The organism is uncultured Shimia sp. (genome assembly GCF_947493595.1).
GTDB lineage: Bacteria > Pseudomonadota > Alphaproteobacteria > Rhodobacterales > Rhodobacteraceae > Shimia.
The window spans coordinates 47,408-71,461 of record NZ_CANLRL010000008.1; the positions used below are offsets into that span (position 1 = coordinate 47,408).

Here is a 24,054-nt window from a genome sequence, read left to right on the forward strand (position 1 = left end):
TGACGGCGCGCAACATGTACGCGCCGTCAGGCTTCTTACTTTGCTGGTTGCCAGCTCTGGAAAACTTCGCGTGCCTGAAGGCTCTCTGGCCGCAGGTTATCAATGCCTTCATAAGGCGTGTCTTTGCCAAGCGCCAAATGGGGATACTGTGCAATTGTCAGCTGGTGGCGTTTGACCATGTCCTGGAAGGACGCTCCGCCCCAAAGAGAGTACCCAACTTGAGCATGCTCTTCGCGAGGATCGCGATACAGGTTAAACACGTTGGCAGCGGCCCCAGGCTGGCCAGCAGCCGGCAAGTGCATCTTGAATTCCTGTTTCACGACTGAACGCAAAACAGGTCCCTCATACACATATACGTAATCGCGCCGACCATTTCCTTCACCTTCAAGCAGCAACGCCGTTTGATCGATGCCATCAATTACCCGGTCTCGGGGAATAAAGTCGGTGGCCCCGGCAATGCGCGCAAATGTGGTGAACAGGTCGGACACGTGGAATATATCACCGGCCGCGCTACCCGGCTCAATGGCCGCTGGCCAGCGAATGAATGCGTCTGTGCGCACACCGCCTTCGAGGTGTTGCGTTTTACCGCCACGATAGATCAACTGGTTAAACCCTGAGGAGCCCTCATAGTGATACATCAAACCGTTGTCGGCCATGATCATCACGATCGTGTTGTCAGCCTCACCGGTTTCCTCAAGTTTTGCCAACAGATCGCCAATCCAAGCGTCCAAGAGTTGCAGCTTGTCAGCATGGAAACCACCGTTGCGAGAAAGCGCTTCCTCTGGATACACAAAATTCAGAGGATAGAGCGGCCAATACTGTAAGAAAAACGGTTCGTCCTTGGCTGCTAGGCCTTCAAGTTGCTCCATAATCTGAAGCTGATAGCGCTCGTTCATCGCCTCATATTTGGCCTGTGTCCAAACTTCTCCAGGTTCCATGTCAACTTCGCGCGCAGTACCGCCCGCTTCACCTTCCACCCCCGTCACAAGACCGTAGGGCTTAAACCGCTGATCAAGCTGAAATTGATTGTTCTGACCGGCTTCCGCATACCCAAGCATATTGCCGGACCGCATGGCTTCTTCGGTCATAAGACTTAGCTGCACTTGTTGATGCAGCGGAAAAGCGGCCCAATCAAAACCTTGGTTATGTGGGTAGGCCTCTTCAATATCCCCTTGGTGCCATTTCCCAACATGAGAGGTGTTGTAGCCAACCTCTTTCAGCAGCTCCGGAAGCGTCACCTCCTGCGCAGACAGGCCTTCGCCAACCAAAGCCACTTTCACCTCGTCGACGCCTGCACGAACTGGGTGACGCCCTGTTAGCATTGCCGTTCGTGTCGGAGTGCAAGAAGGCTCCGTGTACATGCGCATCAGCGACATGCCCTCTTGGGCAAAGTTATTGATGTTGGGCGTTTCAAATCCGGTCACATAGTTCATGGTCCGGTTGCCCATCTGACCAAAGCTGACATCATCAATTAGAATGTAGAGGAAATTCGGTGCCCCTCCGTTGGCGTCGCGAAGAACCTCAAGCTTTTGTTCAATTTTCACATCCTGAGCATCCCACTGTTCGCCAAATTGGGCGCGCAGGTATTGGTATTCGCCATCGTGTACGATGGTGGACGTCTCTGCCAAAGCCGCTGACGCACAGAGCGCCAACGCTGACAGGGAGCTAAAAAGTTTCATGGTGATACCCTCCAAAATGTTTTCAGTGTGAGTTTCCGTCCCGTTTCCGGACCAATTCCGTTTGAATTTCTCGTCGCAAGTCTTCGAGGCTCTCGTTCAAATCTGCCAAGAATTGGTCATCGCCCACCTTACGGTGTTGGGCGGCCTTCAGAATTTCCAATTTGATCGCGGCAAAGTCGGCACAGGCTTCCTGAAAGGCTTCGTTGATGCGGCGCTCCGCACAAAGCCGTTCAAAGTCAGACGGGAAGTCCAAGAAAAGAATTTCATCTTCGGTCATGGTGACCTCTCAAACGATTTGAAAACAACTGCACATCAATCGAGAGCCAATTTACAGGTATCAGAGCGCATGTTACGGTAGCAAGCCTGTATTATCTCATTGAAAGAAAAGTACTTTGGTGTGACTTCTGAAGCCGAAAGCCAAACCAACAAAATCGACGCAGCACATGACGAACTGCGCGCGGCACTGGCCACAGTGTTGAGCTCTAGCGAGTTTTCCGGATCCGCGCGGATGCAAAATTTTCTAAAGTATGTCGTCGAAGAGGCTCTCGCTGGCCGCGCGCAAAACATCAAAGCGAAAACCATCGGTATGGATGTACACGGCTACTCTCCGGATGAAATTTCGGACCGAGAGGGCGTTGTGCGAGTGGACGCAGGGCGTGTTCGACGAAAGCTCGCAAAATACTACGCAGAGGAAGGCCAATCTGACGCGATCAAGATTTATCTCCCAACTGGAAGATATGCTCCGGAGTTTTCAAGAAATGCCAGTGAGGAAACCGCTGAAGAGGTTCCGTCAAAACCACGCCTTGGCATTGCGGCAATTTCCGTTGTTGTTCCGATTATAGCTGTTGGAATTTGGATGGCTGGGCGCGCGACACATGACCTCCCTCCCCCCTCGATCACATCAATTGATCATAGCGAGATTTTTGACATTTCGCCGAACAGGGTGGAAGCCATTAATCTGGCGGTTAAAGCCCGCGGGTTGATCTTTCCGGCAACGGATGCGCAGAGGCTGAGCATTGCCCTCCAAGCCTTTCAAATTTCTATCGGCAAAGATAATGTCTATTTCGGCGGCTACGCGGGCGCAGCGCAGGTTTTGGCCAGCCTCGCGCTCATTGACCCTGATAGAGAGCGCGCAAAGAAGAACCTGGCTTTGGCGGCCCAGAATGGCAAAGAGGCCACCCGCTTGGCACCAGATGAGGCCTGGTCTTTATCGGCGCAGGCTTGGGTAGAATTTGCGGTACGCAATCACGGCAGTGCGCTGGAATTGTCGCAGCGGGCAGTCGCCCTCGCACCACTCGACCCGCACATTCTTGAATTCGACTTTCTGATCTCCCTTTTTAATGGTCGTTTCCAACACATTCTGGACACGGCAACTCAGTTACCGGTCAGCGCAAAGAGTGTTCAGGGGTTCGTTTATTCCAACGCAATTGGGTCCGCACAGTACCACACAGGCGATTATGACAGTGCAATCCATAGCTTGGAGCAAGCGATTGCGGCGCAAGGCCCCTTTGGCCCAATTTCCTTGACTTATTTGACCGCCGCTTACCAAAGAGCTGGCGACACCGAAAACGCCAAATACCTGGCTTCCGTCATGATGAAGAATTGGCCACAAGCCAGACCGGACCTCCTGTTTTTTGCGTTGTTTTCCGATCCGGCGCCGGCACAGGATCTGTTGGATGCCATAACTGCGGCAGGGTGGCGTGTGCAGAATTAGGAATACAGTAAGCGCCAACCCTTTCTGCGGTAGTCTGTCATTGCTGTATGTCGCCGCCCCGCATTTTTGTTGAACGCTTTGCCCATTGGAGCCGAGCGAAGCGCGGCCCGCTTGATTGGAGCAACGATTTTGGAAACATCTCAAACCAGAAGCCTACGCCTGATAAGCTCAAGAAACGTACCTTGAGGCAACCAGCCTTATTGTCAGTTATCAACTTTCTGCAACACGCTCAGTATGGTTTTCTCTACGTGAGACCCATCCGCGAACATCGCGTTCACCACAAAGGCCGCCGGAAAATGAGGCCATGTGTGATTGAGCTCGGCCATCAACGCTTGGGCTTTATCCGGCTCGGCCATCTGATCAAACGCGACAGCTTGGAACAACAAGGACGGCGGGCTCACAGGTGCGCCAGCTGCCGCCGCCCCCTGAAAAGCCGCCACCGTTTCCGGGTAATTTTGCAACATTAGCTGGGACACCGCCCAAATATTGCGGGAGCCAAAACGCCCAACCCCTTCCCGGAAAATCTTCGGGTCGCTGGCACGTGCCGCCAATGCGGCGTCATCGGCCATAATCGCGGCCATCCCCACCAAATCCAAAACATGGCCGTCCTCCGGCGCAAGCTCCAAAGCAATCCGCGCATGTTTGAGCGCATCCTCAGGCTCTTGGCGCGCCGCTAGAACGAAGGCCATCGCCCCATTTGCCCAGGCATTTGTTGGTGCGATATCTAGCGCCTTTTGCGCCGCGGCAAACGCTTCGCCTCGGGCGTCAGACGCGGCTTCGCGATCCGGCGAGAATAAGCCGATCACAGCCAGCGTCTGCGCTTCCCCAGCATGTCCATCCGGCAAAGAGGCGTCCAGATCAATCGCATGCCGGAACATGCCCAGCGCCAATTCTTGCCGTTTCAGATCGAACACCGGAAACAACATGCCTTGCGCCTGCTGGGCCATATTTTTGGCCTGTAGAGACAACATCGAATGCTCACGTAACGCCACGCGCGCAGGATCATGCTGCTCCACTGCCAAAGCCTCCTCTGGGACGGGGCGCCACAGAACAGCCACCAGAACGATAAGCGCCGCGATCACGCCGCCCCCCACGAGCACAGACGGGTTGATCTTGCGCTCCGCCGGCGCGGGACCCTGCTGCACCTCCGCATTCCCAGCGTCCATCGACTGCGGTACGGCCACCTCAAAGCGTGGATGATAGCCGCCTGGATCAACAACAATGTGCACCGGCGCATCTTTGCCTTCGCCTGCGTTGTACTCGGCCAGAAGCCGACGTAAGCGCCGCGCCTCCACACTCACCAGGTTGAGGCCGGCGTCTTTTTCAAGTTTGCGCCCATAGACATCAACGGCCACCGACTTGCCACGGATGTCCGCCCCGCGCCCTTCCAGCGTTTCGCTGACAATATACCTTAAAAAGTCCTGTAAACGAGGCGATCCCTCAAATCCGGAGCTGACCAATACATGCTCCAGGGCACTTTTGATCAACGCCTCAGATTCGACGATAAAGTCCTGTTCTGAATCTATTTTTTGCAACTGACTCACACTCAACTCACCCCAAGCTCATGGTGACTCACTTATGCCGAAGACTCAAATCGGCGCACGTTATGAGTGTTCAGATGGTATTCGCCGGTGGTGTAGAGTCAATGTCCAACCTCGAAGAAGATCTCCCGCATCTTGCGGTCTCGATACGTGCTGCTCTTCCGGGCAACGCCCCTTTGAGCGAGGCCTATGATGACTATCAATTCGCCTGCCAAAACCAAAAGGCCCCCGACATCAGCGACGCCGAGCGCGCCGAATGGACCCGTATCCGACGCGAGGTCGCAGATGAACTCGCCCGTCTCTGTCAACGTGCCAAGGAGCCCAAATGATGCCGCTTTCGATCACATTTATTAATCCGTGGCGACATACGGTTCGGACCTTCGTCTTGGCCATTGGTTTTCTGTTTTCCCAAATTGGAGACAGCTTGGCTGCAGAGCCACGTAACCTTGGTTGGGACGATCTGGTGCCATTGGTCACGGTCGGAGAAAACCCTTTTGAAGCGCTCGATTTTCGTCAAAAGAATGACTTGGCCAAACTCTATCGCATCGAGGTGAAAGAAGCCGCAACAGCCAGCAGCTTTGAAAAGTCTCAAGCAAAGGCCATTCGGGACAGCCTGTCGGCAGATGGTCTCGATGCCGATTGGTATTTTGCAGAGCGTGAGCGTTTGATGGCGGAACATACTCGGCAGTTTAACGCGCCAAACCCAGAGGTTTTGGCTCAGTCCGTGCGCGTGCCGGGCTACATCCTACCGCTGGAAATGGATGGTGTCTTGGCGGTCGAGTTCTTGCTGGTCCCCACGGTTGGGGCTTGTGTGCATACCCCGCCACCGGCGGCCAACCAACTTATCCACGTCCGCTACCCGAAAGGTTACCCCCTTAGAGGCATGTACGATCCTGTCTGGATCATCGGTGAATTGAAGGCGGAAACTCAGGTCGAAATGGTCTCCTACTCGGACGGCCAACGGCACGTGCAGTCCAGCTATGTGATGACCGCATTTGAGGTCGAGCAATACCAGTAGGCGCTGTCACGCTTCTCCCTACCCCCCATTTTCCACAAAATCCGTTCAGGAGGATAACATGAAAAAAATCAGAGCATTGGGGGTTGCGGCCCTCACATCCTTGTCACTTGCAGGTTGGGGGCACGCGCAACAAATCCCAGCACCCGCAGAACCTTCTTCCCCAGAAGACATTCAGAGTGCGCTTCTGGGCGGTGTGCCAAACGGGCGCTGGAAAGAAGGCCTGATGTTTGAAGGCATTTCGCCTCAGCCTTGGCTTCAAAGCGCCGCGAACTGGTTCCCGGGGACCGAAGAAGTCCAGCCAGAAGAAATGCGTATCACCTTTATGGGTACGGCCCCTCTGCTGCGTCCGGGGCAGATGAACACCTCTGTGTTTGTGGAGCTTGGCAATGGCGACAACTTCATCTTCGACATCGGCGAAGGCTCTGTTGCCAACTATCAGGCCGCACGAATTGCCCTCAATGAACTGACAGATGTCTTCCTGACCCACCTGCACGTCGACCACTTTGGTGCGCTGCCCTACCTGTGGATGTTCCGCACCTGGAACGGCGGTTGGCACGAGCCCCTGCGCATCCACGGCCCATCAGGTCGCACGCCAGAATATGGCACCGCGGCCATGGTCGAGGGCATGAAGATGATGACCGCCTGGCACCGCGATGCCTTTAGCGTCTTTCCAACCGGTACAGGTTGGGACATCGAGGTCAACGAGTTCGATTTTGCGGACAACGGTGGCATCATTTACGAGAAAAACGGCGTGACCGTACGCCACTGGCAACGCAGCCACGCAAAAGACGGCGCCACTGCGTACCGTCTTGACTGGAATGATCTTTGTTTTGTCTGGACCGGCGACGGGCGCCCCAACCTTCTGGATGTAGAATACGCCAAAGGCTGTGATGTCTATATCACCGAACAGCAGCAGGAAGTTGTGGAAATCAACTCCGGTGTTCAGGGTGTGCCGCCTTTCCTCGCGCGCTACACGATCGACACCCACCACACGCCAACCTATGCGGCGGGCTATATTGCCAACCTGATCCAACCGCGTCTCTTCATGACCACCCACATGAGCTACGACAAATATTTGCTGGAAGAGTCCGTGGCCGAAATCCGCGAACACTGGAAAGGCCCGTTCCACTTTGGGGCGCCTGATGGGATCGTTGTGAACGTGACAAAGGATCAAATCTGGGTCCGCGAAGGCATCTTGCCGGAATTCCCCAACGTGCGTGCGCCACAGTTTGACTTCACCAATGAACAGCTGGTTGTGCCTGCGCCGCCACATGCGCGCGAAGACATCCAAAATGCTGAAGTGCGCGAGACCGAACTCGATCCAGAGCTCTACTACCCGGAAGGCTACCATCCGGAGTTGCTCCCCTTCTGGCCGGTCGAAGGCGATCTTGTTGTGCCCATGGAAATGATGCCTGAGACACTCAAAAACAGCATGGGCGCAGCCTGGCGCCATCGCGAAAAGAACCGCGCAGTGCTGAAAGAGATGGGCAAGTTCTAAACAAATCAAGGCGGCGCTGGATTTCGGCGCCGCCTTTCCGCAAAGTAGAAATAACATTCGCTCCATCAGAGGACAGCAATCGTGCTTATTGTACTTGGCGCCTATTTTGGCCTGATCTGGTTGATTTTCTCGAAGTTCCAGCTGCTGCCTTGGAACGCTGTCACAAAAGGGGTGACCTACTTTACCGCGCTTGTCATTGCTTTGGTCGTTATTGGTTTGCTCAATCACACGACCCCTACCGGCCCGATCTCCGTGCAAGGGGCGGTTGTGGAAATCAAGCCCAACATCGGCGGCACCGTCACACATGTAGACGTCACGCCCAATACGCCGGTCGGCAAGGGGGATCTGCTGTTCACCATTGACGCGGCGCCACAAGAAGCCGACCTCGCCATAGCGCAAGCCGGTTTGGAAACCGCTAAGGCAACCGCCGATCAACTGGAAACCGACCTCATCGCTGTGATCTCGGAAATCGAAGGGCTCGAAGCCCAGCTGGCGTTTGGCATCCAACGGCGCGATGACATCATCCGGCTCGAGGAACGCGGTGCCTCCACCGGCTTCCAGATGCAGGAAGCGGTCACCACAATTGACCAGCTCTCCGCTGCCATCCGGGGCGCACAGGCGCGCAAGGCTAGCCTAGAACGCCGCATCTCAGCCCAGATTGACCAAATAGACGTCGGCGTTGTCGATGCGCGCGGCAAACTTGCCAAAGCAGAATGGGCATTGGCCCAAACCGTGGTCCGCGCTCCGTCTGACGGAGAAGTCACCGCACTTGATCTTCGGGTCGGCGACAGGGTGTCCCCGATCAACGGGGCGGTCAACTTCGCCTCCCAAAGCGACCGCGCGCTTGTGGCCACTTTGCCCCAATCCAGTCGTGGCAACGTCCAGGTTGGCGATACCGTCCGCATTGCCTTACGCACCCTGCCCGGTCAGGAGTTTTCCGCCCCAATCTCCGCCATTCCCCTTGGCAGCGCAGAGGGCGCCTTTGCCCCAAGAAACGGCCTACCGTCCTTACGTGAAATCAGCGGAGGTTCCCGCTTCATCATCAGAGTCGACATTCCCGACGACGTGCCACCGGAGGCGCTGCAACTCGGCGCCTCTGGCACTGTTCTGATCATCACCGAAGAAGCCGGCGCTATAGCGGCCCTTGCCAAAGTTCTGTTCTGGGTCACTCGCATGATGAATTTCATCTGATCGAAGGGAATAGTTGGTCTCCACACATCTGTTGCGCAACCAGCTGACCGGCACCTACTCCGCTGCAGTAAGCATCTTGTCCGCACAACAGCCTTTCAGCTTAAAGAAATCATGCAAACGCCGCGAAGGTCCGAAATGACACGCTGCAGTGCAGCGCCAAAAGCTTCGCTCAACGGCTGGTATGGGCCGGATTACGGACTGTCGCTGCCCACATGCGTGGGCGACCGCTCTTAGTCGTGAACGACTGGCCAAAAAGGCTGCACCGCGCAATGCATCTGAGGTAACATTTGTAACCTGATCGCCGGTGGAGCCAAACGAACGAAACAAACTGGTTCGAGCTGCCCAATGTGTCCACCCAAACCTCTTGCGGCAACGCCAGATGTGCCTCGTTTGTTTTGACTGGCTTCCAAAACATGCACCGAATTCAGAGGAGTTTGGGAATCCGCTTCAAATCAATAATTCGGTACTTTTTCATCAGAGGGTTCGGGTAATCGGGTTCCGCCAATAGTGAAAGCTCGAAGTCTGGCTCCAGTTCCTTGAGGCGTAGAAGCGTTTTTCCTGCGGCGTCGGTATCTCCCAATGCAAGATGGGTTGCCAGAAGGTACCTTAGAGTTGGTGCAAAGTCTGGCTTGTAGCTGAGAGAAGTCGCGCCGTAGGCGATCGCATTTTGAAAGTCACCACTCAGCATTTCGGCAATACAGGAATAGCAGTCTATCAAATAGCGATAAGGCGCTTCGCCGGTCGTATTTCTGGCTTTGGCAATGCTCTGGCGGCCTTCCTCAAGACGACCCAGGTTGATCAGCGCAACGCCACGAAACATCCATCCCAAGGGATTATTTGACTGCAGTTTCACGCTACGGTCGGCAAGTTCGAAAGCACTGTGATGGTCGCCCAACGTAAAGGCGTTGACATGTGAACACAGCGCCAAAACCAGCGCGTTATGCGGTTCAAGCAAAAGGGCTTGGTGCACAAGTTCGCGCATCTCTTCAGGCATGGTGTCGCGATCATGGGATTTGCGGCCACCAATCACGTAGGTCGACAGAAATGCTCTCCAAGCAAGAAAGACGCCGTGTTGGGTGGACTTGTATTCTTCCTCAAAGACGCTGGACAACATGTCAAACGAGTCACCATGAGTTGCAAACATGCGCTCGATTGCTTGAATCGCGGCATTGGCGTTGCGTGGCGTCAAGCCGGTCGAGTCAAATGCAACAGTTGTGACCGTTCTATCAATGGCTTCGTTAATGAGCCTGGTCAGATTGTTGCGAATACCCGCCCTCTCCCCGATATCAAATTCAAGCGCGCTACGCCAAAGGGTGCTGCCATTTTCAACATCTTTCATGGCGATTTGGACGTAAGTGTCTTGTTCTATCCGGGTTTCATCGACCTCTAGCAGAAGCGTGTTGGCAGGCGGGCGAGCCGGCATAACGTTGCGTATGTCCAGTGGCAGCCAGTCACTTACCCCACTTGAAACAGCGCTTGCCAGATGCTTGGAAAGCGAGCCCGCCGTCTCTGAATATGACAACACCAGAGTTCGCGGAACCTTTGTATCGCACCTGTCTTTTGGTCTGGGCGCGATCGGAGGTTTCGCATCATATTCCGACCGCCGATCCCTCAGCCAGTTGGTAAATTCAGGGTCTTTGACAGTGTTGCCTTCAAGGAACTCGCGGTTGCGGGTGAATGCCCGTTCCGTCGGTCCGTTTTCATCGCAGTCCGTTTCAAAAAGCGACTTGTCCAACCATACCAGTGTTCTGTCACTGTTCAGAATCTGACCAAAATCGCGGAATCCCTTTTTTAATCCGGAAATCTCCTGACGAAGGCTGGCGGCGCCTTGCTCTTGTTCTCGGTCGCTCCAGAGCAGGTCTTGTAGTGTCGATCTGGGGCGGCAAAATTCAGGCGCAACGAGCAGAAACGCCAGCATTCCTTGGGCTTTTTGCGAGTGAGGAGTAATGTTTGATCCGTCAGGAGCGAAGACCCGCAGTCCCCCAAAAGTTACAAACGAGAATTTCTTCGCTCCAAATTTCGTCGATTCCATGCTATTGTCTGGGTCGGACATTTTGAATGGTTCCACGCGCGCTGGGGGTGACTGCAACACTGGTTCGTCCCCCATATTAGCGCAAATTGACGTAAATTTGTGATTTTCAAGCTACACAATTTTTTGGTGCGATATGGATGGAATTCGAAACGCTGGCTCAGGTCCGCTCAATGCAGGCAACGCGGGAAACGCTGGAAATGCAGGCAACGCCGGGAATGCAGGCAATGCCGGAAACGCGGGCAATGCCGGTGGAGAAACGGTCTCTCCTTTCACGTCTGGCGCGCTTCTTCGAAATCGTGACGGGATCGTTGGGAACTGGCAAGAGCTCCAAAACGCTCCACGGCAACATGCTTTTGGGGACCCGCAGAATGCAGGCCTGTGGTCGGATCGCGTTAGGCAGGTCATTTTTGTTCAACAATTACTGCAGCCTTTGGAATTTGCGCAGAGCGCAGAAACTGCTGAAACAGAGGAAGAACAAGAAGATTTGAATGACAAGGGGGGCTGGGCCACGTTGTGGCACCGCGGCCCAATTCTCACTACGCCGCTGGAGGATATGCCAACGTTTGGCAGTTCTGCCCAGCGGCTTTTTGCAATGCGACGCCCGGGGCGAGAATTGTTTCGCGCCCAGATGGAATGGGTGAACCGCTATGCAGATCTGCGCGCGGATCGGTCTGTCGAGATCATGTCCGAGATCAACGACATAATGACGTTTTTTGCGTCGATCATGACAATGCCGTTTCCCCGGATGCGCCACACGAACGAGCTGCTCTTGGCGGTGCAATCGGCCGTAGTCGCAATCGAGATGCGGTTCAAGGATGCGATGGCCTGCAGGCGTCCCTCTGAATTCTCGCCTCAAGACCAACCTCTGATCGTGACACCCGGTCATTCAAGCTTGCCCAGTGGTCACGCAACTGAATCATTTGCGGTCGCCACCGTTATGAGAGCTCTGGCGATTCACCGTGAAAGTGCGCAAGCGACGGCAGGGGGCGCGTCAGGCCCCAGCGCGACCCACACCGAAATCCAGTTGATGCGACAAGCCTATCGGATCGCTGTAAACCGAACCGTGGCAGGTGTGCATTTCCCAGTGGACTCGGCGGCTGGTGCTTATCTTGGTATGGCGCTTGGACGATACTTTGTGCAGCGTTTTCAAAAAGCGTCCGATGCTCCCGAGGTTGTCGATTGGACCGTTGATTCCTATGTTTTCAATGGCCCGGCATACAGCTCTACAGCCATGCCCGGCGTTTCTCCCGACTTTATACCGGCACTTGCGGAGGCCACGCTGGAAAGCGGCGGCGCGTCCGAGACCAACGCCGAAAATCCCGCATATGTGCGGGAAGACAACCCGATCCAGATCACCGGAACAGGTTCGGCTGAACTGGGGCTTTTGTGGAAAAATGCCCTAGACGAGTGGAGGTAGGGCGATGAGTATCGCCTGGTCGGACCCAATTGAGTTGTCGCCGGCTGAAAATGCTCAGGACTCCGCTCAGCACTGGCTATTCGTTCCACCCCAGTCGGATGAAGACAACGAAGACTACAAGGAGCTCATTGTTGCCTACACATTCGTGTTCAATTCCAATGACGTATACAATGAATTCAAGAATGATTTTTTGCCGGATGGTGATGGCGAAACCAAGGTGGTGTTTCCAGAAGGCTTGACGCCGCTAAATGTCTCAGAAGACGAAGGCCTTTTGATGGTCGGGTTTGCCAAGCTTGGCAGCCTTTCGACCATTTATGCCGAACTGATCCGACGTGAAGCCGGCGACATGTTCCTGACCGGCCTTCCAGTCGAAAACACTGATTTTCTTGCAGCTGGGGAAAAGTTAACTGGCGTCACTCCTGACGATAACATTGTGGCGATCATTGACACCGATATCGCTTTCGCCAATGCACGATTTCGCGAGTCCGTCACAAAAACGCGCATAGGGGCTTATTGGGATCAGGACGCAAGTTCGGGCGTGACAAATCCGTTGTTTCTCGGTCGCGCGATACGGGCCTCCGAAATTGATACGTTACTGGGAACCTTCAACCAGGACGGCAACGTCGATGAACATGCGCTCTATGCCCAATATTATTCTGAAAGCTACGGTCCAGGTTCTTACCATCGCCTGCCGACACGGATGGGGCATGGCACCCACGTGCTTGACGTGATGACCGGTGGGGATGGATCTGACAGTATTATCATTGCCGTCGACCTGCGCAGCGAAGCGGTGAACGCGACGCAGGGGAATTTTATCTTTCCCTGGGTGGCAATGGCTTTGATCTGGGTTTCAGGGCTGACCAGCACGGGTCAAACTCCACATATCAACTACAGTTTCGGCGGTCTCGCTGGACGCCATGACGGCAAGGGGCCGTTGGAAATCCTCTTAGACTTGATGTTGCTGTTCTCTAGGGCGTCTGCGATCACGGTGCCAGCCGGCAATTTTTATGACACTGAAACCCACGCCAGCTTCCTCGGCAGCGACTTGCAATCTCAAAAAACACTCGGCTGGAATATTCAGCCTGATGACGGCACATCAAACGCTTTGGAAGTGTGGCTGCCTTTATGTGACGAGAACAACCCGCAGATCTCCTTGACCCTCACGACGCCCGGCGGTGATTTCAGTCTGACCGTCACCGATGCCGAACTTGGTACGTACCACGAGTTGCTCGATGGAGAGACGCTTCTGGCCCGTGTGTATGTTCAATGCGTTGGCATTTTCGGGGCAGATGCACGCGCGCGCATCGCGATCTACACGCGCCACACAGCAATAGACCGGGACTACTATCAGATGCACGGCGGCAGGCCCGACCTCGCCGGTCGCTGGACAATCAGCCTGACAGCTTTGTCGCTAACGGATGACGATAAAGTCGAGTTGTGGATCGAGCGGGATGACAAATTGGGGCATGCCAAAAATGGCGCGAGACAATCTTATTTCGAAGCACAGCGCCCTGTCTGGCCGGAAGTGGAGACGGAGCCGGTCTTTATCCGTAACGATGGAACAACATCTGATCTTTCTACGGGGGCACAAACGCTTGTCGCTGCTGGCTCGATCCGTAACTCCCGCCAACCCGCCCTATATTCCAGCGAAGGATTTGATCGTCCTGTAACATTTCCACCGACGGCGGCGGCGATATGTGACGACAGCCGCGTCCATCGGGGCGTCCTTGCCAGTGGGTTCTTCAGCGGAAGCACAGTGCCAATGAACGGCACAAGCGTCTCCAGCGCTGTTGTCGCCCATATTGTCGGTGAGCGGCTCGCTGCAGGCCAGCCGGTGACGCGCGCAAGTATCGGGAATTTGGCCTCAGTTGACGACGGACGAAATATACCCCCCTCCGCTCCGATACACCCATTATTTCAAACCTACGATCCGACCCCTCCTGAAACCCGGATTGGCCGCGGCTGCCTCAGTTCGGGGTGGACACGTCTGCCGCGGTTTGAAGTTTGAGGCAATAAACTCGGTAGAGCCTTTTTGTAGTCGAGCCAAACAATTGGGTGCCATGTCAACGTCGCCCCATGACCGATGGACGTCTGCGATCGGCAATGGCAAAAACAACTCGCCAGCGCTAACTCTATTTTCGAACCTCATAAAGTGGCCAATCTCCCGGAACGTCCTTCAGGCGTGGTGCACTCACATGGCGAAGATCATGCCCTGATCCGATGGTCACGTCTCTCACCGTTCCGGAGATCAATACTTGCCCGCGAGACGCGTAGCACAGAATTCGAGCCGCAATGTGTACGGTCAAACCGCTGATGTCAGCGCCACGACGCTCGCATTCTCCAATGTGGATTCCCATTCGCATCGCAATCTTCAAGCGGGAAACTTGTGACCGTATTTTCTGCGCACACTTAATCGCGTTTGTCGGCCCCGAAAATGCGATGATAAATCCGTCTCCAGTCGTATTGATGGTGTAGCCGCCATATTCACAGACGGTTTTTCGAACGATTTCATCGTGTTGGTCCAATAATTTGGCCCAGCGATGATCACCAAGCTGCGCCAATTTGCTTGTCGACCCAACTATGTCCGTCATCAAGAGCGTCAATAAAACTGTCTCTGTTTGGCAATCCTCCGCGCTTTGGGAAAACAGAGCCGCAATCTCGTCGCGAACCACATCTTGATTGCTGCACAATTTTAGGTGACCGTCTCTTGGGCCGAATGTGGCCAGTCTCGCGTTCATCATGGCAACTATTCCTTGATATGTATTGACTCACTGTTTCTGGAAATAGCGATACTCAAGTGTCGGTTCGATACATCGTTACGGTACTAATGCGCGGTCCGAGACCAAGCGCCATTTGCAGATAGATCGGCGACCGGACGCCGTTCACAGACGTGTAATCGCTCAACACCAGACCAGTGGGTGCAGAAAACTGCAGATTGAGCGCTAAGATCGGACCAACACCACATACGGCAACCATCGAGCGAAACGTAAAAAAGTTCATTTCTTGAGCCCTTTCCTGTCGTTTTGGTCACTTCCAAAAATCCCGAAAATGCATGTTGGCGTTTAAGTCTTCCCCGCAGCTCGAATAAAATCGGGTGTCGTAAATGCGGCGTATGAGAAACGTAATTTGACCGCAAATATTTCAGGAAAACTGCGTGAAATGGCTCTTTGACTGATGTTTCTGGTTATGCGTCCATGGCGAACTGAGATTTCGGCAAATTGTTTTGATCCCAATACAGGCATGAGCCTTCGGCCTGCTCGCGATTTGACGGGGCTTCGGGGGTTCTTGCTTACTTCTTGCCTATGCATCGCGACGCTTCGAAGCGACATCATCTTTCAGAACACCAGTGCGTTGCCCATTCGACCTTGCAATTGCAGCAAATGACCGGTCTGGGCAGCCGCAATGTTGCTGTCGGATAAGCGGCAGCACTGGACCGCGTGAAGACGGCCCAGGAATTCAGATTTCTACCGCCTCGGCAATCGCCAAAGCGTCTTCCAGTTCTACACCCGGTATCTGACTGTACTGTCCATCTTGGTGTGTCCAAGCAGGAGCTGAACAGCGCGCAGATTGCATGTCTTCCGGTAGATCTGCGCAACCTTCGTCTGCCGCATTGAATGGGGTCCATACGCACTCGGCTCCAGCCCGATTGATTTCACCCAGTCTCGCAACAAACGCGCAGATTGCCGCGTAGAAATATGAAGCCATCCGTGTAAGCGCCCTGGTCAAAGGATTCCGGAGCCGACCATTAGTGGTTCCGCCATCCACCTCAAAAGCGATTTCCAACCGCACACGGATTGCCCAGACATGTTTGGGCAGAAGTGGACGTTTCTGCCCGACAATGCGACCTTTGTTCCAGGCAGGGAATGGTAGGTAAGATTGGTGTTTGCATGGAGGATCCTCCGATCCGCCACTCCCTCCCACTGCGACAACCCGACGTTGACCTGGTCACCTTACTACGGATGCTGCGCTGTCTCCGAGGTCTGCTTTGAGCCCTTAAGGCCGGATCCTGAACTAAGCTCGAACGGCTGCAATGCAAAGGTAGCAGCCGTGATTCAATGAAGAGAACAGCTCATATCGGCCGATACCGGTTTATGAAGGCCCTGAAAGGCATTTAAGAGGCAGACATCGGTCAGCACTTCGACTTTGGGGAACCAAATTACTCAGCACTAGCAAGACGAGGTTCGTTCTAGACCAGTTTATTGCCTTTGTACCAAAGATATCTTGTATACCATTCCTGCCTTCTCGCATTCAGCGTTTACGGCTGTTTGCGATACTTCTAAGCGCCAATTCAACCCGGTTTTGCCGAATTTGACCGCCGCTCGCCTCCGCCCGCTTCAGCAAGTTCATTGCATAAAGCCTGTCCGTTCGACACCGCCTGTATAACCGATGGATTGCAGGAACAGTTGCCTCGTCCTCAACAATAGTGCTCACAACCTTACTCAGAACACCGCCGTTCCGTAGCACAAGCGCAGTTTTGTGATCTGCGTTTCTCAGTGGTACCCGGCGCACATTTGGACTTTTGAAACGTTCCACATGTTTGACATCAAGCGGCATATAGGGATCGTAGAAAATCCATGCCTTTTCCGCTGCCGCCACCTCTTTACTCGCATCGACAAAAGCGCCTGTCCAATTGGCGCGTCGACCAGCTGGGTATCGCGGCTCCCAAGGGACCAAACGTTTGGACAGTGTAGATTGCGGTGAAAATGCCGCGACCCGGCACCCTGGAACAAGAGACGCAAAGGCACAGGCAGCATATGCGCCCATTGATGTGCCAAACAGTGTGACATTCTGAAAACGAGAGAAAAAACCAGACTCGCTCAAGGAGGTGAGGTAGTCGTGCAAAGTTTCGTCGCGGTACCACGCAGGCACATAGGTCATAACGCCCAAATGGGACCACCCTGCTTTGCGTACAAAACCATACCCCCAAGGCTCCCGTTCCACAGGGTTTTCCGAAACCGAGGACAAGTTATCAAAAGACACCAAAAGATGCTCTTGGCTGCGCGCGACATAGCTGCACCCATAGTTTGGCATCGAATGATAAAACCCATGTGCATGTCCAGATAGCCTGAGATCGCTCAGCCATTCAGGCGCATGGTTTTGCGTCGGACTGCTTGCATTGTTTTCAAGCCCTTTAGGAGAGTCATCTTCGTCTGCAAACATGCTTTCTTCGCTCAGTTCCGACTTTGAAACATTATGCCTAGCCGCCCAGGTCGAGGTGGCTTCCGACACGGGGGGGAGTGTGGTTTCAACCCCCATCGGAACCTCCCACCCATACATGTTGGCAGCGGGAATTTGCCCCGCCAAAAACAGTTTGATCGTCTCAACTGCTTGAGGGTCTTGCTTGGCCAACAGCCTGTTTAATCTCGAGCGGAATTCTTCGACGACTGCCTTATGCGCATCTCTGATAGATGGCGCGCCCTCAAAGAGGGCGTCTCTTGCGGCTTCAAGCCGGCTGATATCTCGATCCAGCCCTGAGACCTTGGATTGCAGAAAGTTGAATCGCGCGTAGTTCTCAATGGACGCCTTCAGCATATCTGGCGTGATAAAACGAAGCGTTTCTGATGAGTCTGTTTTCCGCAACAGCCAGGTCTCGGGATCCTGCGCGGCAAAGGAAACAACACGCGCATATCCAAACCCTGGGTCTGTTTTGGGCGCTCTCCAACCCTTCTCGCGATACCGCTCAAACACCTCTTGCCCGGCACCGTCAAGCCACTGAAGTGTTTCTTTACGTTTTTTGTATTTGGGTTTCAGTTTCGGGCGGTTCGGTTGGACAGATGCAGCAACCGATGGTCGAAACAGGGTGCGCAGGGCTGTTGCAAAGATGGGCCCACCTTCACCTGCGCCAGTACCAGCATCAAAGCGGCGCATGAGCAAATCCGGCTGATAAGTAAGCTGTCTGCTTCCGCCAATCATTTGTGTTGTCAAACTCAATAAATCGAGTGACGGCGACAAAACGTCGGCCAAATCCAAAAGCCGTCCATCCCCCACCGAAACAATGACAAAATCTTCAGGCGCCAGCCACAATGCCAGTTCATCTCGGCCCCTTTTGGCACTGTCGAGCATATGTGCCATACTGGCCTGCTCCCGTGCTTTCTGAACACTCAGGCCTTTTAGCTCAGGACTGATGTAGCTGATCAATTTTGCATCGTGGAGCGCTCGACAAAGAACTTCCGCCTCGGAATTGGCGCCATCACCATAAACTGTGATTTTTCCAAAACCCAAAACGCGATGATGCAGCACCCATTCTAGCAGCGTCGGCGCGCTGTCACTCATTGCCATGAACAGGCTGACGCCTGGCATCGCGGGCCATTTTTTCTCAAAGTTGTCTAAAAAATATGACATGTTATTTCTCGCCCGCCTCTGAACCTGCGCCGGTCTGACGCAAAGCCTCGGCCCTCTGTGTGATGCGCTCCGCGTAGCCGCGCATATTGTTCGCAATTGCGAACTGGGCAACACGGCCCAAAAGCTCGGGGCGGTTTTTAGCCTCCAAGCGTTCACACAGCTCCTGCAAGAACCACGTCCGAGTTCTCATGGTTCGGTAGGCCGCACGAAAACGTGTCACGTCCATCTGGTTTTGGGCGATCTCCCGCATCATCGTCCCAAACATATCCGCTTGTACCAGACGTAAAACGCCGTTTCTGCCTGTGTATCGCGCTCTCAGATGGACAACATTTGACGAGGTGAACCGTTGTGCATGTCGTAGATCCGAGGCCTCAAGCGGGTCATAAACCAGATACACCTGGCACGCCGATTCAACCTCAGCGGCAGCATCTGCATAAGGCCCCTCCCAAGAAGCAGCCCGCCCTGAGGGAAACCGCTCCTCCCATGGCACCAAAGTCTTGTCCAATGTTGATTGCGGCGAAAATGCCAACACTCGCGTACCCTGGGCCAAGGAAGAAAATGCGCAGGCCGCATATCCCCCCATCGATATGCCACTCATGGTCACACTCTTGAACTGCCTAAAAAAACCGCTGTCGCGCAGACGGTGCAGGTAGTCAAACAAGGTCGCGTCACGATACCAGTTCGGGCTGAAAGAGAACACACCCAGGTGCGACCAGTTTGCCTTGGAAGCAAGACCATATCCCCAGGTCTCGCGGTCAATTTGATCGTGCCGAGTTGCGACCAGATCGTCAAATGTCACAAACAAATGCTCGCCGCCGCGATTTGCAAACAGTGCGGCGAAGGTTTCTTCGGAATGATAAAACCCGCGTCGCCAGGCTGATCGGCGGAAGTCCACCAACCACTTTGGTGCATGATTGGGCTGCGTGTTCTTGTCTGAGGTGGCCTCTTTCTCAGGCGGCAACGCCGCCGAGGGCGAGGTCGGCAACGGCTGCGGCTCCCATGGCGTCGCGATATTGATCGGCATAATCGGAGTAATGACCGAGGATGGAGGTTTTGGCCTGCGCGGGCGCTCATGTTGCACAGGCTTTCCGACGTTGGAGGCCCCGACGGCTTGAGCGCGCTGTTTGGCCTCACGCTCGGCGAGCTTCGCGTCGCGAATGGCAATGTTTTCGTCCAAAGGATGAAAGGAATTATTGTGCAGCAACGCGATCCGATCCAGATCTTCTTGCCGCTGTGCGTCCGTCAATGCAGGCCAGGGCGTTCCTCCAGACACCATGCCGTTGGCGTTCAACACCTCCCAAGCCTCCTCAAAATTCATTTCCCCGAAAGAGCTGCGGCTTGGGCGCAGGCCCCGGCCCGGAATCCAGTCCCGATCCAATGCGTCAACTTCAAACGCAACCCCATCGTTAAACGCTTTCAGCTGGCGCACAAAATCCGCGCTGAATGCCATGCTACGACGCGTCAAAATGCCCACTTTCTGCGATGCATTCCCTACATATGCAAGAAGGTGGAGGGGCGAACAATCAACGGCAATGATGTGTGTGGCAGCTTTGTAGGCGGCAATCTGTTCGGCGGCCGAATGGTTCTGCGGATGGAACATTTCGTAGCCTTCCGCAGCCAGATAGTCCTCAAGAATGCTCTCGCAAATGAGGCCACCACGATGCGGGGGAAGCTTGCTGCGCGAGATGTAGATCTTTGTGGCCCCATCCGCTGGAATATCGGCCCCGGCGTGTTTATTCATGAAGTCGCGAAACTTCTGACTGCCCTCCATGAGGTCGTGCATGCCTATACCTTGACGAGGCACGAAAAGGGTTTCGACGCGGGTCGGCGCCAAAGCCACGCGGGCCTCAACGTTAACCCCAAGCGCTTCCATCAGTGGCCTAAGCTGTTTCAACACCTGATGAAACTGAGGGTCGTTGCGCTTCGGTGTGAATATCACTCCATCAATTTTTCCACGCAGGTCCTCCAACGCCCAAATTCGGCTCAGGGATTCCAAAATGAAGTGACCAAAATGCCCATACAGCGTCCCGCCAAACACCCAAGTGCCGGCTAATTCTTCTGCGCTTGAGGGCATGTCCGGTTTGGAATTGACCGGGCTTGTGCTGTCGGTCCAGCTGATGGAGTTGCTCACCATTTGACCGTCAGGTGAAAGAACCCCACAAGGGTGATTTCGGGATCCTGTTTCGCCCATTGGAGGAACTACGAGCGCGTTTTTGACGCGGTCAAGGTCACCGGCTTCGTCTAGTTCGAGCATTTGCAAAACCGATCACTCCAGTTCAAATCCAAATTTGGCTACACGGGCGTCATGTTAAATTTGTGTCCTGAATGTGATCAATTTTTTTGTTTGTCGGAGCACTTGCCACTGAAGTGACTTTTTGTCGGCATCTGGTTTCGAAGATTGGGCGTAGGTAGGATAGGAGCGCAGTAACTTTACGAACGGTCCTACCCGGTTCTAAATGGCGTTAGCTTTTTTACTTGAAGCCCGCTCAAAACCGCGCTTCGCAAGGTTAGGGAACACTTATGCGGCTTTGAAGCTGCATTTGAAGCGCAATGCACCGAAAGTCCACGCCACCCAAGGTGCGATCTACTTTAGGTGGAGAACTGCGCATTGCGCAAGTTGAGATCAACGGCGGCTTCGTCCCGCTCTGCCGACCTTCACCTTTCGAAAATGCTGCGCTCACGGGGCAATGTCTGCTTCGGTGAAAATGCGATGCAGCAATGGGACATCGGGTCAATGACCGCAAAGGGCCGTTTCTGAATTTGCAAAGTCAGCTATCTCCGCATAGCCACCATCGGCACGACGGGTTTCCGTATGCCGGCTGCCCGCGGGAGCGGGCCTTGGCGTTCGGAGGTCGGCTACCAGCCCAAAGCAGACACGTCGGATCTACACGTCGGGCGGTAAGCGGAACTACGCTACAGGGCAGAACCATGAAACACATTCGCCAGTGTCTCAATGTGCGAATTAACGTACCTGCGTTGATCAACAACGCCACTCTCCCTTACACTATCTAGCGAACCACAATGCAAATCGACGTCAATGCGGACGTTTGAATCCTGTCGGTTGAATGGGGAGAAGTCAAATTGGGGAATTCGCCAATCCGTTTGGCTGTAATTGATGATCATGTGCTGTTCTTGCAGGGCCTCGCCTATGTGTTTGAGAATTGTGATCTGGATCTCGAAGTGCAGAGCTTCACAACGGCGACCAGCTTTTTGAATGCGACCGATGTTGGCCAAAAATGGGATGTGGTCGTTACGGATTTGGCCATGAAACAGATCAATGGGATTGCGCTGATCGGTGCCCTGCGCGCCCGTAACGTGGGGGTGCAGGTGATTGTACTCTCCGCCTCCGAGGACGCGATAACCCGAAACAACGCAGAGATGGTAGGCGCGTTTTGTTTTGTTCACAAATCCAGTGATGAACAAATTCTACTTGAGACCATCAAGTCGGCGTATGAAGCTGGCCCGCTCCCTATGCGGTCCGTCCAAAACGGGACGCGCCGTATGATCTTCCGACCAGACGGCACCGACACTATTGTGCAGCCAAAACTAGGCCCGCAACAGCAGCGTATCCTGGGGATGATGGCTGAAGGCGCCACCAACAAGGACATCGCCCGCGCTCTCTCCATCAGTGAAAACACCGTCAAAACCCACGCCAAGGCGATTTTCCGGGAGCTTTCGGTCAGCAGCCGTGCTGCTGCTGTTCAAAGAGCACGAGAATTAGCGTTGTTCTGAATGCAACACTCAAACATCTGCCGAAGCTCGGTTTCTAAATCTGGCAAGGCGATAGTCGTGTGGCTTGAAGGCGGGGCCTCCTCTTGCGAAGAGCGTCTGAGTTGCACGATAGGCGCATGTGCGCCAATGGTTCGCACGTCTTCTGAGGAGAATGTTTGACCCACCGCGGGATCCAGAACAATCAAATCGGGGACTTGTCCCAGAACAGACATCATCCCCAATGCGTCTTCGCAGGTTTCGGTATGGGCAAACATCCAGGCCCACGAAGAAATCAGGTCTGCCCAAGCACCCATGTTGGGCAGAGTCTCTTGCCCAACAATCAACACAAAGGCCTGTTCTCGCACTTCAACGGTTTTAAAGTGTGGTAGGCGCAGCAACGCTTTCGTTCCATTGTCTTTGCTTGAGGCGATCTCAACCGATCCGCCAATCTCTTGGGCCAACTTCCGGGCAATGCCCAGACCAAGCCCGTTGCCAAACGACGTTGCCTCAAGGTCCTCACCACGCTTTACGGCACGCATCTGCGCTTCTGACATGCCTGGGCCACAATCCGCGACTAGCCAAGCGCTTTCATGATTTTGCGCGGTAATTGACAGATCAACCCGCCCTCCAGACGCGCCATATTTCACCGCGTTGCTGAGAAAATTGCGCAAAATGCGCTCAAGTCGGGCGCGATCACTTTCAACGACATCCAAGTCTACATTGACGGTAAACGCGCACCCTACTGCCGCAAACTGCGGTCGGTACTCATCGTCCAACTGCGCCACTAGCTCAGGCACATTAATCTCGGCTTGCACTCTCTCAGGCGCCGGTTGGCCGACATTTGAGAGTTCCTCAACAAGCGTTTCCTGGCTAATCAGCGCGAGACGAATTTGCCTTACCAGAACCGCTTGCTCCGGCGAAGTCGCCTTCCGGTCCATCTCGGCCAGAAAATTTCGGAGCGCCAGCAATGGCTGGGCCATGTCGTGGCGAATAGCCTGCAAGGAACGCTTGCTTGCGCGCTGGCGCTTGGCCGTTTCGGCAAACTCCTTGAGAGCCACTTCAGCCTTCCGGCTTGTCAGATTAGCGGCCAAAGCGTCACGCGATTTTTGGCTGGCGGTCTTGTTGGTGGTGAAACAGAAACTCAGGTAAAACAGGAGAAAGCCGCCATAAATCCGCTGAACCCCCGCCATGGTGATCAATAGGTAAAGGCTAAACGGCAGCAGTGTGCAAAGGGCAAGAGCGAGGTATCCCGGCCGATACACGGTGCCCGCCATCACCCCGCCAGCGGTGATCGATGTCAGAAACAGTCCCGCCAGGAATGTCTGAAGTTCAGAGGTGGGGCTAGCCAGTTGCATAGCGCCCAAGGCCCACAACAGACCGGTGCACGCCGAAATCGCAATGTGTCCCTTCAGGTAGCGGTTCACCTGTCGCACGTCGGTCTCGGAAAACTGCGAGAACCGCGCGTACAGAACTGTGACTGCGACCATGATCGAGGCCAGACCAGTCCAGAGTAAAGCCTCTCGATAGAGATGCACTGACGCCAAGCTGATCGCGATCAAACCGATCAGGATCAGCACCGACCGGGCAGACCCCACGGCACGCCCGCGCAGCATCCGAGCCTCTTCCGCGCGTATTTCGAGCGCTGTTGGTGGCGCAAAAAACTGGCTCATGTAACCAGTACCGTCACGGCTGTCTCTTGCTCGCGGCGCGCGCTGAAACCGAGAAAAGACCAACTGTCCAGGGTCCGATTGTGTGATGTCATGTGTATTCCCCAAGCCCCCAACAGCATCTTGAACGCATTGATGTTTCCAAAGAAACAACTTTCTGTTTCACCGATAACAATCACCCGTTTGGGTGATTGCCGCCGCGGCACTCAAATTCCTAAAATTTAATTTGTTTTTGCGATTTCCG

General features: G+C 54.4%; 17 protein-coding genes and 1 pseudogene. 9 read left to right on the forward strand and 9 right to left on the reverse strand.

Translation table 11 applies throughout. From position 1 onward, the window contains the following. Positions 1–35 precede the first annotated feature (35 nt). Together Q0955_RS16780 and Q0955_RS16785 are read right to left on the reverse strand one after the other, a co-directional pair. Positions 36–1,679 carry a sulfatase-like hydrolase/transferase gene (locus Q0955_RS16780; RefSeq protein ID WP_299426540.1) on the reverse strand — a complete coding sequence of 548 codons (1,644 nt, stop codon included), beginning with the start codon at positions 1,677–1,679 and terminating at the stop codon, positions 36–38. A gap of 22 nt (positions 1,680–1,701) precedes the next feature. Next, positions 1,702–1,956 (reverse strand): hypothetical protein, encoded by a 255-nt coding sequence (locus tag Q0955_RS16785; RefSeq protein ID WP_299426543.1) that lies wholly within the window; start codon positions 1,954–1,956, stop codon positions 1,702–1,704. Positions 1,957–2,076: 120 nt separating this feature from the next. Here Q0955_RS16785 and Q0955_RS16790 point away from each other — a divergent pair, with 120 nt between their 5' ends. Then, positions 2,077–3,393 carry a tetratricopeptide repeat protein gene (locus Q0955_RS16790; RefSeq protein WP_299426546.1) on the forward strand — a complete coding sequence of 439 codons (1,317 nt, stop codon included), beginning with the start codon at positions 2,077–2,079 and terminating at the stop codon, positions 3,391–3,393. Between the two features lie 203 nt (positions 3,394–3,596). Here the strand turns inward: Q0955_RS16790 and Q0955_RS16795 are convergent, their stop codons facing one another. Next, complete coding sequence (locus tag Q0955_RS16795; protein WP_299426549.1) at positions 3,597–4,937, reverse strand: hypothetical protein; 1,341 nt, start codon at positions 4,935–4,937, stop codon at positions 3,597–3,599. A 62-nt stretch (positions 4,938–4,999) separates the two neighbouring features. On the opposite strand from Q0955_RS16795, the gene Q0955_RS16800 reads away from it, so the two are divergent. The 4 genes from Q0955_RS16800 to Q0955_RS16815 all read left to right on the forward strand — a co-directional run bounded on the left by Q0955_RS16800 (position 5,000) and on the right by Q0955_RS16815 (position 8,641). Further along, positions 5,000–5,263: a hypothetical protein gene (locus Q0955_RS16800; protein WP_299426552.1), complete on the forward strand. Its 264-nt coding sequence runs from the start codon at positions 5,000–5,002 to the stop codon at positions 5,261–5,263. Beyond that, positions 5,263–5,952 (forward strand): DUF3299 domain-containing protein, encoded by a 690-nt coding sequence (locus Q0955_RS16805; protein ID WP_299426555.1) that lies wholly within the window; start codon positions 5,263–5,265, stop codon positions 5,950–5,952. The genes Q0955_RS16800 and Q0955_RS16805 overlap by 1 nt, the downstream gene beginning before the upstream one ends. Positions 5,953–6,010: 58 nt before the next feature. Further along, positions 6,011–7,450, forward strand: a complete 1,440-nt coding sequence (gntH, locus tag Q0955_RS16810) for a guanitoxin biosynthesis MBL fold metallo-hydrolase GntH (RefSeq protein ID WP_299426558.1) — start codon at positions 6,011–6,013, stop codon at positions 7,448–7,450. An 81-nt stretch (positions 7,451–7,531) separates the two neighbouring features. Next, positions 7,532–8,641 carry an efflux RND transporter periplasmic adaptor subunit gene (locus tag Q0955_RS16815; RefSeq protein ID WP_299426561.1) on the forward strand — a complete coding sequence of 370 codons (1,110 nt, stop codon included), beginning with the start codon at positions 7,532–7,534 and terminating at the stop codon, positions 8,639–8,641. A gap of 424 nt (positions 8,642–9,065) precedes the next feature. Here the strand turns inward: Q0955_RS16815 and Q0955_RS16820 are convergent, their stop codons facing one another. Then, positions 9,066–10,673: a hypothetical protein gene (locus tag Q0955_RS16820; RefSeq protein ID WP_299426564.1), complete on the reverse strand. Its 1,608-nt coding sequence runs from the start codon at positions 10,671–10,673 to the stop codon at positions 9,066–9,068. Positions 10,674–10,810: 137 nt separating this feature from the next. On the opposite strand from Q0955_RS16820, the gene Q0955_RS16825 reads away from it, so the two are divergent. The 3 genes from Q0955_RS16825 (at position 10,811) to Q0955_RS16835 (ending at position 14,098) form a co-directional block, all read left to right on the forward strand. Beyond that, the gene (locus Q0955_RS16825; RefSeq protein ID WP_299426567.1) at positions 10,811–11,161 is read left to right on the forward strand and encodes a hypothetical protein; all 351 of its coding nucleotides are present in this window, start codon (positions 10,811–10,813) and stop codon (positions 11,159–11,161) included. 194 nt (positions 11,162–11,355) lie between these two features. Beyond that, the gene (locus Q0955_RS16830) at positions 11,356–12,090 is read left to right on the forward strand and encodes a phosphatase PAP2 family protein (protein WP_299426570.1); all 735 of its coding nucleotides are present in this window, start codon (positions 11,356–11,358) and stop codon (positions 12,088–12,090) included. 4 nt (positions 12,091–12,094) lie between these two features. Then, positions 12,095–14,098, forward strand: coding sequence for a hypothetical protein (locus tag Q0955_RS16835; RefSeq protein ID WP_299426573.1), 2,004 nt, complete (start codon positions 12,095–12,097; stop codon positions 14,096–14,098). A gap of 124 nt (positions 14,099–14,222) precedes the next feature. On the opposite strand, the gene Q0955_RS16840 is transcribed toward Q0955_RS16835, so the two are convergent. From Q0955_RS16840 to Q0955_RS16855, 4 genes and pseudogenes are all read right to left on the reverse strand, one after another. After that, positions 14,223–14,831 (reverse strand): adenylate/guanylate cyclase domain-containing protein, encoded by a 609-nt coding sequence (locus Q0955_RS16840; protein WP_299426576.1) that lies wholly within the window; start codon positions 14,829–14,831, stop codon positions 14,223–14,225. 715 nt (positions 14,832–15,546) lie between these two features. Further along, positions 15,547–15,979, reverse strand: a pseudogene (locus tag Q0955_RS16845) (tyrosine-type recombinase/integrase). Between the two features lie 359 nt (positions 15,980–16,338). Then, the gene (locus tag Q0955_RS16850; protein ID WP_299426579.1) at positions 16,339–18,432 is read right to left on the reverse strand and encodes a hypothetical protein; all 2,094 of its coding nucleotides are present in this window, start codon (positions 18,430–18,432) and stop codon (positions 16,339–16,341) included. A 1-nt stretch (position 18,433) separates the two neighbouring features. Continuing rightward, positions 18,434–20,566 carry a glycosyltransferase 61 family protein gene (locus Q0955_RS16855; RefSeq protein WP_299426582.1) on the reverse strand — a complete coding sequence of 711 codons (2,133 nt, stop codon included), beginning with the start codon at positions 20,564–20,566 and terminating at the stop codon, positions 18,434–18,436. Between the two features lie 947 nt (positions 20,567–21,513). Here Q0955_RS16855 and Q0955_RS16860 point away from each other — a divergent pair. Beyond that, complete coding sequence (locus Q0955_RS16860; RefSeq protein ID WP_299426585.1) at positions 21,514–22,164, forward strand: response regulator transcription factor; 651 nt, start codon at positions 21,514–21,516, stop codon at positions 22,162–22,164. On the opposite strand, the gene Q0955_RS16865 is transcribed toward Q0955_RS16860, so the two are convergent. Beyond that, on the reverse strand, positions 22,134–23,813 hold the full coding sequence (locus tag Q0955_RS16865; RefSeq protein WP_299426588.1) for a HAMP domain-containing sensor histidine kinase: 1,680 nt from the start codon (positions 23,811–23,813) through the stop codon (positions 22,134–22,136). The two genes, Q0955_RS16860 and Q0955_RS16865, sit on opposite strands and share 31 nt — an antisense overlap. Positions 23,814–24,054 lie beyond the last annotated feature (241 nt).